Source organism: Saccharopolyspora sp. NPDC049426, from assembly GCF_040676935.1.
Taxonomy (GTDB): domain Bacteria; phylum Actinomycetota; class Actinomycetes; order Mycobacteriales; family Pseudonocardiaceae; genus Saccharopolyspora.
Map to the genome: position 1 here is coordinate 320,840 of NZ_JBFAPZ010000004.1, position 13,728 is coordinate 334,567.

The following is a 13,728-nucleotide window of genomic DNA, read 5'->3' on the forward strand; positions in this document are numbered from 1 at the left end:
GGATCCCGGGCTTGTCGCAGCACAGGAGTAGGTGCGGAGAGGTTAGCGTGTCCCGGCCGAGCGTGGTGAAGGCGATGCGCAAGCATTATCTTCAGACCCCGCTGAACCCACCGAGATCACCCCCACCCGCCCGCGGCGCCACCAGCCGAGATCACCCACCGGACCCACCGAGGCGCACAGGGTGATCGGCCTCAGCGCTGCTCGCCGAGCTCGCCCAGCAGCGCGTTGATCTCCTCATCGGTGGTCGCGGCGAAATCCCGGTAGAACTGCCCGACCGCGGCGAAGCCCACCGGTTGCAGCACGCACACCACCGCATCGGCTTCACCCCGCAGCGCGCGCACCGACTCCGGCGACCCCACCGGCACCGCCAGCACCAGGTGCCGGGGCCCGGCCTCGGCCAGCATCCGCAGCGCCGCCCGCGCGGTGGCACCGGTGGCCAGCCCGTCGTCGACCAGCACCGCATCACGACCGGCCAGCTCCACCGGCTCACCACGGTAGAGGTGCTCGCGCCGCGCGGCCTCCGCGCGCTCGCGCTCGCAGGCCGCCGCCAGATCGTCGAGGTCGAGCCCGAACGACCGCACCAGCCGGTGGTCGTAGCCGGGCGGGCCGTGCGCGGTGACCGCGCCCAGCGCCAGCTCGGGCTGACCGGGCGCGCCGATCTTGCGGGCCACGCACACCCGCAGCGGGGCACCCAGCGCCCGCGCCACCTCGGCGGCCACCGGAACACCCCCGCGCGCCAGACCGAACACCACCGGGTCGACCAGGTCCAGGCCGTGCAGGTGCCCGGCCAGCACCTGACCGGCGTGGGCGCGATCGTCGTAGCCGGTCGCGCCGGAGTGCCGGGATCGCGTTCGAGGCATCGTGCGCCCCTTTCCCACCACATCGGGGCCAACCCTGGGGATGCCCACCACGGCGGTGCGGGCAAACCGCCGTCACCGCCGCAACGCGCTCACCCGCAACACCCGTAGCCGGTTGAGCGCCGCGGCCACCTCCAGCGGCCGGGGCACCGCGAAATCACCCACGAACCGCTCGTCGACGGCGGCCACCCCGCGCTCGGCGATGTCGGCGGCCAACGCCTCCAGCACCTCGGCGATGCTGGCGCGCCCGTCGAGCACACCCCGCCGGGCGCAGCTCACCAGCGCCAGCCCGATTCCGGTGATCTGGGAGGCGTCGACGATCTGCTCCACCCCGCGCAGCTCCACCGTGGACTCGCCGATGCTCAGCGCGTCGGTGCCGCGGGCGCGGATCTTGGGGCGTTCGGTGGGGATCGAGCGCGGATCGACCACCCGGTGGCCCAGCGGCGGGTAGCCGTCGGCTTCGCTGTGCCGCCCGGTGGGGCGGGCCTGCGAGAGCTCCCGGGCCCGGTCGGTGACATCGCGCGCCCGGTAGGCGTCCATCATCAGCACCCGGTCGGCGACGTCCATGTAGTCACCCGAGCCGCCCATGACCAGCACCGTCGACACCCCGTGGGTGGCGTGCAGCGGGCGGATGAGGTCGACGAACGGCGTCAGCGGCTCGGCGTCCTTGGCCACCAGGGCCTGCATGCGGGCGTCGCGGATCATCAGGTTGGTCGCCGCGGTGTCCTCGTCGACCAGCAGCACCCCGGCGCCGGCCTCGACGGCCTCGGTGATCGCGGCGGCCTGCGAGGTCGATCCGGAGGCGTTGTCGGTGGAGAAGTCCCGGGTGTCGGCGCCGGTGGGCAGGTGCGAGACGAACGGGCTGACGTCGACCCGGTGCACGCGCCTGCCGTCCTCGGCGCGGACCTTGGCGGTGTCGGCGCGCGCGACCACCAGCTCGCGGCCGTCACCGGGCACGTGGTCGTAGACGCCCTGCTCGAGGGCGCGCAGCAGCGTGGACTTGCCGTGGAAGCCGCCGCCGACGATGAGCGTGATGCCCTCGGGCACGGCCATGCCGGTGACCTCGCCGCGGTGGGGCAGGCGCACGGTGGCCCGCATCGATTCCGGGGAGGAGAACGCGACCCCGCTGGTCAGGGGGCGTTCGTCGATGCCGCTGCGGCGCGGCAGGATCGCTCCGTCGGCCACGAAGGCCACCCAGCCGCGTTCGGTGAGCGCCTCGCGCAGGGCGTGGGTGTCCTCGACGCTGTCGACGAAGGTGCGGGCCTGCTGCTCGTCGGCGGTGGACCAGCGCAGTGCGGTCTCGACCGCCCGGGGCAGTTCGTCGCAGAGGGTTTCCTCGGCGGCGCGACCGTCGATGGTGCGGCCCCGCCCGGGCAGGTCGATGCCCATGCGCACCCGCACCGCGCCCTGGTGGATCTGGCACGAGCTGCGGTCGAGGACCTGCTGGCCGCCTGCGTCGACGCGCAGTCGGCTGTCGCCGAGCGCGTGGTGCAGCCGCCGCACCAGGTGGCCGGCCAGGGCGCGGGCGCGCACCGGGTTGTCGTGGAGGTCGGAAGGCAGGCCGGCGTGGTCGGCATCGACGGTGACCTGCACGCGGCTGGCCGGGGCGTAGGGGTCGGGTTGGACGCGCTGGACCTGCAGGGTGAAGCCGTCGAAGCGCCAGGAGCCGGTCAGCGATTTGTAGCGGCCGTAGCTGGCGCCGTGCATGCCGCCCAGTTCCTGGCGGAGTCGCTGCGCGTCGCCGCGGGCGGCGGTGGGGTCGCGCTGCTGCTGGGCCGGGGAGGTGCGGGGGCCGCTGTGCCGGGGCCCGCCCCGGCCGCCGTGTCGCTGTGCCATGCACACAGAGCTACCGCAGCGGCGCCGGAATCTCCAACCGGCCATGATCCAGGCCACAGTGGACACACAGTGGACCGGCGTGGTCTGCGGGTTTCCCCGAAAAATGCGAAACATTCGCGCGTCGTAATCGGGCGCGGGTGTTGACGCCGGGTTATCCTCTGCGGGCGCCCGCAAGATCAGCTGTCAACGACCTTCCGGGCAGGCCGCGGTGGTGATCTGCCGCGACCGGCCCGCTCTCACACCGGCACTCCGCCTGGCGGGTGTGCCGGTGTCCCGTGAGGAGGCCAGAGATGTTCCCACCGTCCGGTCGTCACCGGTGTCGCGCGGCATCGCCCCGTCGCAGGGGGTCGCTGGTGTTACTGGCCGTCCTGGCGGCCCTGATCGGGGCCGCCTCCCCGGCGCAGGCCGCCGCACCCCGGCTGGATCCCCACGACACCCACGGCGCGTGGATCGGCTACAGCGCGGGCCGCGAGGCCTCCGGCGAGCGCAGCACCGGCAAGGTTCCGGCCGGTGCGCTGGCGGGCATGGACGTCAGCGGCCACCAGGGCCAAATCGACTGGCACCGGGCCTACGCCGGCGGGGCTCGGTTCGCCTACGTCAAGGCCACCGAGGGCAGCGGGTTCCGCAGCTCGTCCTACGCCCAGCAGTTCCACGGCGCGGCGGCGGTGGGAATGGTGCGCGGCGCCTACCACTTCGCGCTGCCCGACCGCGCCCCCGGCGCGGTGCAGGCGAACTTCTTCGTCGACAACGGCGGTGCGTGGAGGCCGGGGTCGGGCACGCTTCCCGGGGTCCTCGACATCGAGCACAACCCCTACGGCGAGACCTGCTACGGGATGGACCCGGTGAGCATGTCGCGCTGGATCGCCGAGTTCTCGGGCACCTACCACGCGCGCACGGGCCGGGCCCCGGTCATCTACACGACCACGTCGTGGTGGAACCGGTGCACGGGCGCCAATCCGAACTTCGCGGCGCACAACCCGCTGTGGATCGCCCGGTACGCCCCGCAGATCGGACCGCTGCCCGCGGGCTGGCAGTTCCACTCGTTCTGGCAGCACTCCGACGCGGGGCCGCTGCCGGGTGGCCAGGACGCCTTCAACGGTGATTTCGGCCAGCTGGCCGCTTTCGCCGGCTGACCCCCGGCACGCACCAGAGCACACACGAGGTGGGCCGTCCCCTTTTCCCAGGGGGCGGCCCACCTCGTGTGTCGTTCAGCGGTGCGTTCTACTTGCCGAGCAGCTCCGGCGGGATGGGCTGGTCGTTGTTGATGGCCTCGAACATCTGGCTGGCCTTCTCCTTGTCCCAGACGATGACCGACCCGCCGTCGGAGTCCTCCCCGAAGCGCCCGAAGGGCACCTGGGTGGTCACCCCCTGGCCGCCGCTGACGTCGCCCATGGCCAAGGCCAGCGACATCAGGTGCCAGATGTGGTCGGAGTCGTTGACCAGGAAGGTCTTGCTCGCCCCGGAGGCCAGCGGGAACAACCGGAACGGGTTGATCAGGGTCGCGGGGCTGGTGCCCTTGTCGACCAGGGCACCCAGCAGCTTGCGCTGGTTCTCGGCGCGTTCGAGGTCGCCACCGTCCAGCGAGTAGCGGGCCCGGACGAACCCGAGGGCCTGGGCGCCGTCGAGCTCCTGGCAGCCCTGGGGCAGGTGGACGTTGGCCATGGGGTCGTCCATGGGCTTGTCCAGGCAGATGTCGACCCCGCCGACGGCGTCGACCAGGTCGGCGAACCCGCCGAATCCGATCTCGGCGTAGTGGTCGATGTGCACGCCGGTGTTCTGCTCGACGGTCTGGGCCAGCAGCTGCGGCCCGCCGAAGGAGAACGCCGAGTTGAGCTTGGTCTTGCCGTGCCCGGGGATGGCCACGTAGGAGTCGCGCGGGAGGCTGATCAGCGCCGGCTGCCCACCGCCGCTGGGGATGTGCACCAGCATCATCGAGTCGGTGCGGCGCCCACCGGCGTCACCGGCGGAGAGCTCCTCGCGCCGGGCGTCGTCGAGCCCTTCGCGGGAGTCCGAGCCCACCAGCAGCCAGTTGCTGCCCGCGGAGTTGCCCGCCTGGCCTTCGAAGTCCAGGGCCGCGGTGCGCTGCAGCATGCTGTCGAAGTAGAACACCAGCGCACCCAGCAGCACGGCGACGACCAGCAGCCCGATGCCGATGCGCTTGCCCCAGCGGGGCCTGCTGCGCCGCTGCGGCGGTGGGGGTGGTGGCCGGTCGCCGCGCGGGCGCCCGGGTGGGGGTGGCGGCGCGGGGCGCCGTCCCTGAGGGGCCTGCGCGCCGCGATAGTAGTCGTACCTGTCGCCGCCGCCCTGCGGCCTTCGCCTCGGCGGTCCGCCCGCCGACCAGTCGCTCATGCTCACACCTGCGTCGGTTGTTGGCGACGCGTCCCGCACGCGCCGCTGTGTGGCGTGCAGCATTGCAGAAGCACGTCGCGCAGGTGGCCGCCGCTATCGAACAGTGACCCGTGGATCGGAGTTTGCGCTGGTGGTGGGCCCGAGGAAGATCTCACACCCACCACCAGCTGTCCTCTAGCCTGCCACGGCCGAGCGCACCGCGGTGGCCCACAGTTCGATCGCGGTGTCGACCTGTTCGGCGGTGACGATCAGCGGCGGGATCATGCGCACCACGTTGCCGTGCGGGCCGCAGGTCAGCAGCAGCAGCCCGGCTTCGGCCGCGGCGGCGTGAGCGCGCGAGGCGGTGGCGGTGTCCGGGGTGCCCTCCGGGGTGGTGAACTCGTTGCCCAGCATCAGCCCGAGCCCGCGCACGTCGCCGATGACCGGGTGGTCGGCGGCGACCTTGCGCAGGCCTTCGACCAGCCGCGCGCCCTGCTCGGCGGCGTTGGCCACCAGCCCTTCCTGCTCCACCACGTCCAGGGTGGCCAGTGCTGCGGCGGCGGCCACGGCGTTGCCGCCGTAGGTGCCGCCCTGCGATCCGGGCCAGGCCTTGCTCATCAGCTCCTCGCCGGCGGCGATCGCCGAGATCGGGAAGCCGCTGGCCAGGCCCTTGGCGGTGATGAGGATGTCGGGGCGCACGCCGGCGTGGTCGTGGCCCCAGAAGCGGCCGGTGCGCCCGACACCGGTCTGCACCTCGTCGACGATGAGCAGGATGCCGTGGGCGTCGGCGCGCTGGCGCAACCCGGCCAGGAACTCCGGGGGCGCGGGGATGTAGCCGCCTTCGCCGAGCACGGGCTCGACGATGATCGCGGCGGTGTCGCGCGGGGAGCTCTGGGTGACCAGCAGCTGGTCGAACTCCGCCAGGGCGCGGCGCACGGCCTCCTCGGTGCCGCACTGCTGGCGGTAGGGCTCGGGGAAGGGGGTGAACACCACTCCCGGCATCATCGGCCCGATCCCGGCGCGCACCTTCACCCCGGAGGAGGTCAGGGCGGCCGCGCCCATGGTGCGGCCGTGGAAACCACCCTGGAAGGCGATGATGTTGGCCCTTCCGGTGGCGTGTCGCGCCAACCGGACGGACGCTTCAACCGCTTCACTTCCGGAGTTGACGTAGAACAGCCGGTCCAGGCCCTCGGGCAGGACCTGGCCGAGCCGTTCGGTGAGGTCCAGCAGCGGCCTGTGCATCACCGTCGTGTACTGGCCGTGGATGAGGGTGCCCACTTGGCGCTGGGCGGCCTCGACCACGCGCGGGTGGCAGTGTCCGGTGCTGGTGACGCCGATGCCGGCGGTGAAGTCCAGGTAGCGGCGGTCGGACTCGTCGTAGAGGTAGACCCCTTCGCCGCGTGCGGCCAGCACCGGGGTCGCCTGCTTGAGCGCCGGGGAGAGCTCCGTCATGATCGACTCCAAGCGTGCAGAATGTAGGATTGTTGACAATCTAGGCAGTCATGCAACCATCAGCAACACCCGGTGTCCACCACCGAAGCGCACTAGGTTGGCAAACAAGCACATCCGTCGACACCCAGGAGGGTTCGCGCAGCGATGACCACCACCCCAACGCATCCCCGCGAGGCGACCGTCGTCGAGGCCGCCCCCAAGCAGCTGCTCATCGCCGGCAAGTGGCGCGACGCCACCGGTGAACGCACCTTCGCCGTCGAAGACCCCGCCACCGGCGCCACCCTCTGCCACGTCGCCGATGCCTCCCCCGACGACGCGCTCGCCGCGCTCGGCGCCGCCCACGACGCCCAGGCCGACTGGGCCACCCACCCGCCCCGCGAGCGCGGCGAGATCCTGCGCCGCGCCTACGAGATCATCATCGAGCGCCGCGAGGACCTCGCCCTGCTCATGACCCTCGAAATGGGCAAGCCCCTGCCCGAGGCCCGCGGCGAGATCACCTACGCCGCCGAGTTCTTCCGCTGGTTCGCCGAAGAGGCCGTGCGCATCGGCGGCGACTACGCCGTGGCCCCCAACGGCTCCGGCCGCTTCCTGGTCACCCGCCAGCCCGTCGGGCCCGCACTGCTGATCACCCCGTGGAACTTCCCCATGGCCATGGGCACCCGCAAGATCGGCCCCGCCATCGCCGCCGGCTGCACCTCGGTGATCAAACCCGCCCACCAGACACCCCTGTCGATGCTCGCGCTCGCCGAGATCCTGCGCGAAGCCGGACTGCCCGACGGCGTGCTCAACGTCGTCACCGCCACCGACGCCGGCGCGATCATGGAACCGATGATCCGCGACCCGCGCGCCCGCAAGCTGTCGTTCACCGGCTCCACCGCCATCGGCCGCAAGCTCATCGAGCAGTCCGCCCAGCAGGTCCTCAAGGTCTCCCTCGAACTCGGCGGCAACGCACCGTTCCTGGTCTTCGACGACGCCGACCTCGACGCCGCCGTCGAAGGCGCCATGCAGGCCAAGATGCGCAACATCGGCGAAGCCTGCACCGCGGCCAACCGCTTCTACGTCCACGCCGACATCGCCCAGGCCTTCTCCGACAAGCTCGCCGAACGCATGTCCGCGCTGACCATCGGCCGCGGCGTCTCCGACGACATCCAGGTCGGCCCGCTCATCGACGAAAAGCAGCTGGGCAAGGTCACCGACCTGGTCTCCGACGCCGTGGCCCAAGGAGCCCAGGTCGTCACCGGCGGCGACCGGCACGGCGGCGACGGCTACTTCTACACCCCCACCGTGCTCACCGGCGTGCCCGAAGGCGCGCGCATGGCCAGCGAGGAGATCTTCGGGCCGGTCGCCCCGATCACCACCTTCACCGACGAGCGCGACGCCATCGCCAAGGCCAACAACACCGAGTACGGCCTCGTCAGCTACCTCTACACCCAGAACCTGCAACGCGGCCTGCGCGTCACCGAAGCGCTCGACACCGGCATGGTGGGCCTCAACCAGGGCATCGTGTCCAACCCGGCCGCCCCCTTCGGCGGGGTCAAGGCATCCGGGCTGGGCCGCGAAGGCGGCAAGGTCGGCATCGACGAGTTCCTGGAGACCAAGTACGTCTCCATCGGCGGCCTCTGACCCACCGCGCACAAACGGGTGTGGGGGCTGGTTTCCACGGAAACCAGCCCCCACACCCGTGAGATCCCTATTCGGCCATCGAACCGTTGAGTCGCTCCAAGGCGTCGTTCATGTGCGCCTCCAGGCGCGACAGCAGCAACGCCTCGTCACCGGACTCGATCGCATCGACCAGGCCCTTGTGCTCATCGACCAGCGCCTGCACATCGGCGTGGTACTTGTCCTGCAACGCCGTCAGGCACATCCGCTTCTCCACCAGCAGCGTCTGCGCCATCCGCTGCAACCGGGCACTGCCCGACACCCGCACCAGCGTCTCGTGGAACTCCTGATCGGCGTCGGCCAGCTCGATGCCATCACCCTTGCCCGCCGCGGCCACCATCCGCGACTGCGCCGCCGTCAGCTCGGCGACGGCCTCCACCCGGTGATGGCGCACGATCTGCTCGCACGCCGCCCGCTCCACCGCCAATCGCGCCACGTAGATATCAGCGACGTCCTCGGTGTGCAGATCCATCACGAACAACCCGCGATGCGGCTCGCTGCGCAATAAGCCCTCGGCCACCAACCGCTGCATCGCCTCCCGCAGCGGACCCCGGCTCACCCCCAGCCGCGCCGCCAACTCCGCTTCCCCCAGCTGCGACCCCGGAGGCAACGACCCGTACATGATCGCCGCGCGCAACTGGTCGGCCACGATCGCCGCCGTCGACTTGCGCTGCACCGGCTCCAGCTCACCGGGCTGCTGGTACTGCTCCTCGGTCCCGAGCACTGCGCTCACCATTTCCCTGTTCGCCGATGACCACCGGGGTCACCGGCCCGTTCCGGTCCGGAACAGCGTTCCCAATCCCTCACGCGACGTGGCGGCACCGGCCAGTCGCAACGCCTCCCACGCGCTGACCTGGTTGGCGGTCAGCACCGGCTTGCCCAGCCGCTGCTCGATGTCCTCCAGCCACGCCGCGGTGTGCAGCGCGGTGTCGGGCATCAGCAGCGCCTCGGCCTGGTCGTCGTCGTTGGCCGCGGCGAACGACAGCACGTCCTCGCGGCCCAGCGTGCCGACCTCGGCGGCGGTGACGATGCCCCTGCTGGACAGCCGCACCACCTCCAGGTCCCCGGCACCCAGGAACTCCACGAAGCGCTCGGCCACATCAGCCGGGTAGGTCGCGGCCACCGCGACCCGCCGCAACCCCAGCAGAGCCGCGGCGTGCACGAACGCGAACGACGTGCTCGAGGTCGGTTTGCCGGTCACGGCCTGCAGCTTCTCCACCTGATCGCGCGCCCCGGACCAGCCGAAGACGAAACTGCCCGACGTGCAGGCCCAGATCACCGAATCCACCTCGCCCAGCGCACGCGCGCCGTCGGCGAGCACCTGCTCGGAACCCACGTCCAGCAGGGCATCGACCCGGTGGGCGTCCTCGCGCATCAGCGTGTGCACCAGCGGCAGACGGACGCCGTCTCCGAGCAGGCCCTCCAAGGTCGGGTAGTCGTCTTCGGCGCTGTAGCCGGGATACAGAATTCCTGCGGTGTGCGGCACCGGGGAGCTCCATCCTGTGCTCGACGTCCAACGGCCAACAACCCTGGGTTCCCCGTCCGGACCCATCCGGAACGGGGTGTCGATTGTTGACAATGTTACCGCAGGGTGAGCGGCCGCCGGAACGTTCGTAATGTCATCTTTACCGCCCCGCTCATGCGGCCGGAGCGTCCACCGCCTGCATCAAACGCTGCTCGGCGCCCACCGCCGACAGACCCATCTCGCGCAGCGCCGCCCAGATCGTGACCTGGTTGGCCGTGAGGACCGGCTTGCCCAACTCCTGCTCCAACGGCCCGATCAGGTCGTAGGTGGGCAGGTTCGTGCACGAGATGAACATCGCCTCGGCCTCCGGGCGATCCGCCGCGCGCACGATCTCCACCACGTCGTGGTAACCGGTCTTCCAGATCTGGCCGTCCAAACCCAGCCCGACGCTGGAGACCACCTCCACCCCGTGCTCACCCAGGAACGAGCACAACCGGTCGGTGATGCTGACCACGTAGGGCGTCGCGATCGACACGCTGCCCACGCCCAGCACCTCCAGAGCCTGCACCAGCGCACCGGAGGTGGTCACCGCCGCCGGCGCACCGGCCTCGCGCATCACCTCCACCAGCCGCCGCTGCCCCCCGGCACCATCGACGAAACTCCCGGAAGTGCAGGCGTAGGCCACCACCTCCGGCTCGGGCACCAGCAGGTCACGGGTGGCCGCGTGCACCGCGGCCTCATCGGAGACCAAGCTGGCCTGCTCGACGCTGACCGGCACCGGAACGAACGCGGTGCGCGTGAGGTACAGCGACACCTCCTGCGGCGCCCAGCGCCACAGCTCGCGGTCCAGCGCCAGGTCGAACGGGGCGATCACCCCGATCCCCCGCTGCTGCACCGGGCCGGACACCGCGCCCAGGAAGTCATCAGGTGGCATGCCGGCCCCCGATCGTTCCCTCGAAGCGCTCGTAGCGCAGGGTTTCGCCGACGCTGCCCGAACGCCACACGTCGTTGCAGGCCTCGGCCATCTCCGCCAGCCCCTCCACGATCGTGGCGTAGACGTTGCCGGGCACCCAGCCCACGTCACCGTTGAGCAGCAGGTTGTTGCGGCCGTAGAAGATCGCCAGGTCGATCACACCGGGCAGGTCTTCAATTCCCTTCTCCTGCTTGAACTCCCGGTCCAGCATGCCGCCGGGGAAGGAGAAGTAGACGACGTCGCCGGGGATCGGGGTCACCGTGGGGTTCTCCTGGCCAGGCTCGTCCTCGGCGAAGCGCGGCACCATCGTGTAGATCTCGTTGCGCGCGTACTTGGCGTGGTGCACCGGACCGACCTGCGGCAGCGCGTTCCACACCGCCTCGCAGGTTCGGGGAGCATCGGCGTCGAGCAGCTCCGCCACGCAGGACACACCGCGCTTCTCCAGCGTGATCGACAGGTACCTGGGCATCGTCATCCATTCAGTCGCTGTGGCCATCTCGCACTCTCCCCGACCCGGACCTGCCGTCGCCAGCGGATTGTTGACAATCCTACGAACCGTTCCTAGCGTGTCAATGCCTCCCCCGACGCTCGTTTTCACCGCCCAGCACTGGGGAAACACGCTCGTCATCGGCGTGGGAGACGATCACCCGACACCCCTGCGGCCCTAAGGTCATCGCCATGGTCAACACCCGCCCCACCGTCGTCGTCCTCCACGACGGCGACGCACCCGACGAGATGGCCCGCATCGCCGAACACGCCGAACTGCGCTACGCCACCGGAGACGAACTCCCCGACGCCCTGCCCGGCACCGACGCCCTGTTCGTGTGGGCCTTCCGCTCCCAAGCCATCGCCGACGCCTGGCCGCACGCCGACAAGCTGCGCTGGATCCACGCCGCCAGCGCCGGAGTCGACCGCCTGCTGTTCCCGCAGCTGCGCGACTCCCCCGTGCAGCTGACCAACTCCCGGGGCGTCTTCGACCAGCCTATCGCCGAATACGTGCTGGCCACCGTGCTCACCTTCGCCAAGGACATGCACACCACCCTGCGCCTGCAAGACGCCAAGCAGTGGAAGCACCGCGTCACCGAACGCATCGAAGGCAAGACCGCCCTCGTCGTCGGCACCGGACCCATCGGCCGCGCCATCGCCCGCCAACTCACCGCCGCAGGACTGCGCGTGGCCGGAGCCGGACGCACCACCCGCACCGGCGACCCCGACTTCGGCAACATCCACGCCTCCGACGACCTCGCCCGCGTCGCAGGCGATTTCGACTACCTCGTCGTCGCCGCACCCCTGACACCCCAGACCCACGGGCTCATCAACGCCGAGGTCCTCTCCGCCATGCGCCCCAGCGCCCGCTTCATCAACGTCGGCCGCGGCGAACTCGTCGACCAACCCGCCCTCGTCACCGCCCTCCAGCACCAACAACTCGCCGGCGCCGCACTCGACGTCTTCGACACCGAACCCCTCCCGCAGGACTCACCCCTGTGGGAGATGCCACACGTCCTGGTCTCCCCCCACATGTCCGGCGACACCCTCGGCTGGACCGACGAACTCGTCGACCTCTTCCTGACCAACCTGCGCGCCTTCACCGGCGGCACCGACCTGCGCAACGTCGTCGACAAGCAACGCGGCTACGTCACCGCCTGAGCACCGGAGCCCGCCACACCCAGGGAGACGCCATGGCCAACACCCAGCCCGCCGAACTCTCGGCCACCGAGCTGCTGGCCGCCTACGCCGCCGGAACCCTCTCACCCGTCGAAGCCTGCGAAGCCGCCCTGCAACGCATCAACGACCACGACCCGGCCGTCAACGCCTACTGCCTCGTCGACCCCGAACACGCCCTGCACGCCGCCCGCGAATCCGAAAACCGCTGGCACCGCGGACAACCCGCCGGACGCCTCGACGGCGTGCCCACCTCCATCAAAGACATCTTCCTCACCCGCGACTGGCCCACCCTGCGCGGCTCGAACACCATCGACCCCGACCAGCCCTGGCCCGAAGACGCCCCCGCAGTCACCCTGCTGCGCCGCGAGAACCCCGTCTTCCTCGGCAAGACCACCACCCCCGAACTCGCATGGAAAGGCGTCACCGACAGCCCCCGCCACGGCATCACCCGCAACCCCTGGGACACCTCCCGCACAGCAGGCGGCTCCTCCGGCGGCGCCGCAGCCGCCGTGGCCACCGGCATGGGCCCCCTCGCGCTGGGCACCGACGGCGGCGGATCCGTGCGCATCCCCGCCTCCTTCTGCGGCCTGGCCACCCTCAAACCCACCTACGGCCGCATCCCCCTCTACCCGGCCAGCCCCTTCGGCACCCTCTCCCACGCCGGCCCGATGACCACCACCGTCACCGACACCGCACTCATGCTCGACGTCCTGGCCCAACCCGACGTCCGCGACTGGTCCGTGCTGGCCCCACCCGCCGACTCCTTCCTCGACCACCTCGGCGGCGGCGTCGCGGACCTGCGCATCGCCGTGAGCACCGACCTGGGATTCGGCACCCCCGTCGACCCCCAGATCGTCCGCGCCATCACCGACGCCGCCCGCACCTTCCACGACCTCGGCGCCCACGTCGAACACGCCGACCCCGACATCACCGACCCCATCGAAGACTTCCACGTCCTCTGGTTCGCCGGCGCCGCCAAAGCCACCGAACACCTCACCGACGCCCAACGCGAACTCCTCGACCCCGGCCTCGCCGCCATCTGCCGCCAAGGACTCACCTACAGCGCGCAGGACTACCTCGAAGCCACCAACACCCGCATGAAACTCGGCCAGCGCATGGGCGCCTTCCACCAGACCCACGACCTGCTGCTGACCCCCACCGTCCCCATCCCCGCCTTCGAAGCAGGCCGCGAATCCCCCACCGACGGCGACCGCTGGACCACCTGGACCCCGTTCACCTACCCGTTCAACATGACCCAGCAACCCGCCGCCAGCATCCCCTGCGGCCACACCGACGACGGCCTGCCCATCGGACTGCAGATCATCGCCCCGCGCCACGCCGACGCCACCATCCTGCGCGCCGCCCACGCCTACGAGCAGGCCCGCCCCTGGACCCGCACCACCACACCGAAGCAGACCTGAACAACCGACCACCACGGGCACACATCGTCGGACACACCCGCACCCGGCCCACCTAGCGTTGCACCGTCATCG

At 71.0% G+C, this 13,728-nt stretch carries 12 protein-coding genes; 4 read left to right on the forward strand and 8 right to left on the reverse strand.

Going from position 1 to position 13,728, the window contains the following annotated elements; genetic code table 11:
* Window positions 1–191 precede the first annotated feature (191 nt).
* The gene (locus tag AB0J78_RS10490; protein ID WP_363788498.1) at window positions 192–860 is read right to left on the reverse strand and encodes a phosphoribosyltransferase family protein; all 669 of its coding nucleotides are present in this window, start codon (window positions 858–860) and stop codon (window positions 192–194) included.
* Between the two features lie 72 nt (window positions 861–932).
* Window positions 933–2,693 (reverse strand): ABC-ATPase domain-containing protein, encoded by a 1,761-nt coding sequence (locus AB0J78_RS10495; RefSeq protein ID WP_363788500.1) that lies wholly within the window; start codon window positions 2,691–2,693, stop codon window positions 933–935.
* A 353-nt stretch (window positions 2,694–3,046) separates the two neighbouring features.
* On the opposite strand from AB0J78_RS10495, the gene AB0J78_RS10500 reads away from it, so the two are divergent.
* Window positions 3,047–3,826: a lysozyme gene (locus AB0J78_RS10500; RefSeq protein WP_363788502.1), complete on the forward strand. Its 780-nt coding sequence runs from the start codon at window positions 3,047–3,049 to the stop codon at window positions 3,824–3,826.
* An 88-nt stretch (window positions 3,827–3,914) separates the two neighbouring features.
* On the opposite strand, the gene AB0J78_RS10505 is transcribed toward AB0J78_RS10500, so the two are convergent.
* Both AB0J78_RS10505 and AB0J78_RS10510 read right to left on the reverse strand, forming a co-directional pair.
* Window positions 3,915–5,042, reverse strand: coding sequence for an LCP family protein (locus AB0J78_RS10505; protein WP_363788503.1), 1,128 nt, complete (start codon window positions 5,040–5,042; stop codon window positions 3,915–3,917).
* A gap of 174 nt (window positions 5,043–5,216) precedes the next feature.
* Window positions 5,217–6,473, reverse strand: coding sequence for an aspartate aminotransferase family protein (locus AB0J78_RS10510; protein ID WP_363788505.1), 1,257 nt, complete (start codon window positions 6,471–6,473; stop codon window positions 5,217–5,219).
* Window positions 6,474–6,617: 144 nt separating this feature from the next.
* On the opposite strand from AB0J78_RS10510, the gene AB0J78_RS10515 reads away from it, so the two are divergent.
* Window positions 6,618–8,096 (forward strand): NAD-dependent succinate-semialdehyde dehydrogenase, encoded by a 1,479-nt coding sequence (locus tag AB0J78_RS10515; protein ID WP_363788506.1) that lies wholly within the window; start codon window positions 6,618–6,620, stop codon window positions 8,094–8,096.
* A 67-nt stretch (window positions 8,097–8,163) separates the two neighbouring features.
* Here the strand turns inward: AB0J78_RS10515 and AB0J78_RS10520 are convergent, their stop codons facing one another.
* The 4 genes from AB0J78_RS10520 to AB0J78_RS10535 form a co-directional block, all read right to left on the reverse strand.
* Entirely contained in the window at window positions 8,164–8,868 is a 705-nt protein-coding gene (locus AB0J78_RS10520; RefSeq protein WP_363788508.1) for a GntR family transcriptional regulator, read from the reverse strand.
* Window positions 8,869–8,895: 27 nt separating this feature from the next.
* Window positions 8,896–9,618 carry a maleate cis-trans isomerase gene (locus AB0J78_RS10525; RefSeq protein ID WP_363788509.1) on the reverse strand — a complete coding sequence of 241 codons (723 nt, stop codon included), beginning with the start codon at window positions 9,616–9,618 and terminating at the stop codon, window positions 8,896–8,898.
* Window positions 9,619–9,769: 151 nt separating this feature from the next.
* Complete coding sequence (locus tag AB0J78_RS10530) at window positions 9,770–10,531, reverse strand: Asp/Glu racemase (protein WP_363788510.1); 762 nt, start codon at window positions 10,529–10,531, stop codon at window positions 9,770–9,772.
* Complete coding sequence (locus tag AB0J78_RS10535) at window positions 10,521–11,039, reverse strand: DUF3830 family protein (RefSeq protein WP_132618740.1); 519 nt, start codon at window positions 11,037–11,039, stop codon at window positions 10,521–10,523. Before AB0J78_RS10535 ends, AB0J78_RS10530 begins: the two co-directional genes overlap by 11 nt.
* 209 nt (window positions 11,040–11,248) lie before the next feature.
* Here AB0J78_RS10535 and AB0J78_RS10540 point away from each other — a divergent pair, with 209 nt between their 5' ends.
* Complete coding sequence (locus tag AB0J78_RS10540) at window positions 11,249–12,217, forward strand: D-2-hydroxyacid dehydrogenase (RefSeq protein WP_363788511.1); 969 nt, start codon at window positions 11,249–11,251, stop codon at window positions 12,215–12,217.
* 32 nt (window positions 12,218–12,249) lie between these two features.
* A complete protein-coding gene (locus AB0J78_RS10545) occupies window positions 12,250–13,656 on the forward strand; it encodes an amidase (RefSeq protein ID WP_363788513.1) in 1,407 nt (468 codons plus the stop codon).
* The last annotated feature ends 72 nt before the right edge of the window (window positions 13,657–13,728 follow it).

Excerpts from the sequence above, each read along its gene's own strand:
- AB0J78_RS10545 (WP_363788513.1), top strand. The coding sequence starts at position 12,250 with ATGGCCAACACCCAGCCCGCCGAACTCTCGGCCACCGAGCTGCTGGCC.
- AB0J78_RS10515 (WP_363788506.1), top strand. The coding sequence starts at position 6,618 with ATGACCACCACCCCAACGCATCCCCGCGAGGCGACCGTCGTCGAGGCC.
- AB0J78_RS10520 (WP_363788508.1), bottom strand. The coding sequence starts at position 8,868 with ATGGTGAGCGCAGTGCTCGGGACCGAGGAGCAGTACCAGCAGCCCGGT.
- AB0J78_RS10495 (WP_363788500.1), bottom strand. The coding sequence starts at position 2,693 with ATGGCACAGCGACACGGCGGCCGGGGCGGGCCCCGGCACAGCGGCCCC.
- AB0J78_RS10505 (WP_363788503.1), bottom strand. The coding sequence starts at position 5,042 with ATGAGCGACTGGTCGGCGGGCGGACCGCCGAGGCGAAGGCCGCAGGGC.
- AB0J78_RS10510 (WP_363788505.1), bottom strand. The coding sequence starts at position 6,473 with ATGACGGAGCTCTCCCCGGCGCTCAAGCAGGCGACCCCGGTGCTGGCC.
- AB0J78_RS10490 (WP_363788498.1), bottom strand. The coding sequence starts at position 860 with ATGCCTCGAACGCGATCCCGGCACTCCGGCGCGACCGGCTACGACGAT.
- AB0J78_RS10530 (WP_363788510.1), bottom strand. The coding sequence starts at position 10,531 with ATGCCACCTGATGACTTCCTGGGCGCGGTGTCCGGCCCGGTGCAGCAG.
- AB0J78_RS10540 (WP_363788511.1), top strand. The coding sequence starts at position 11,249 with ATGGTCAACACCCGCCCCACCGTCGTCGTCCTCCACGACGGCGACGCA.
- AB0J78_RS10535 (WP_132618740.1), bottom strand. The coding sequence starts at position 11,039 with ATGCCCAGGTACCTGTCGATCACGCTGGAGAAGCGCGGTGTGTCCTGC.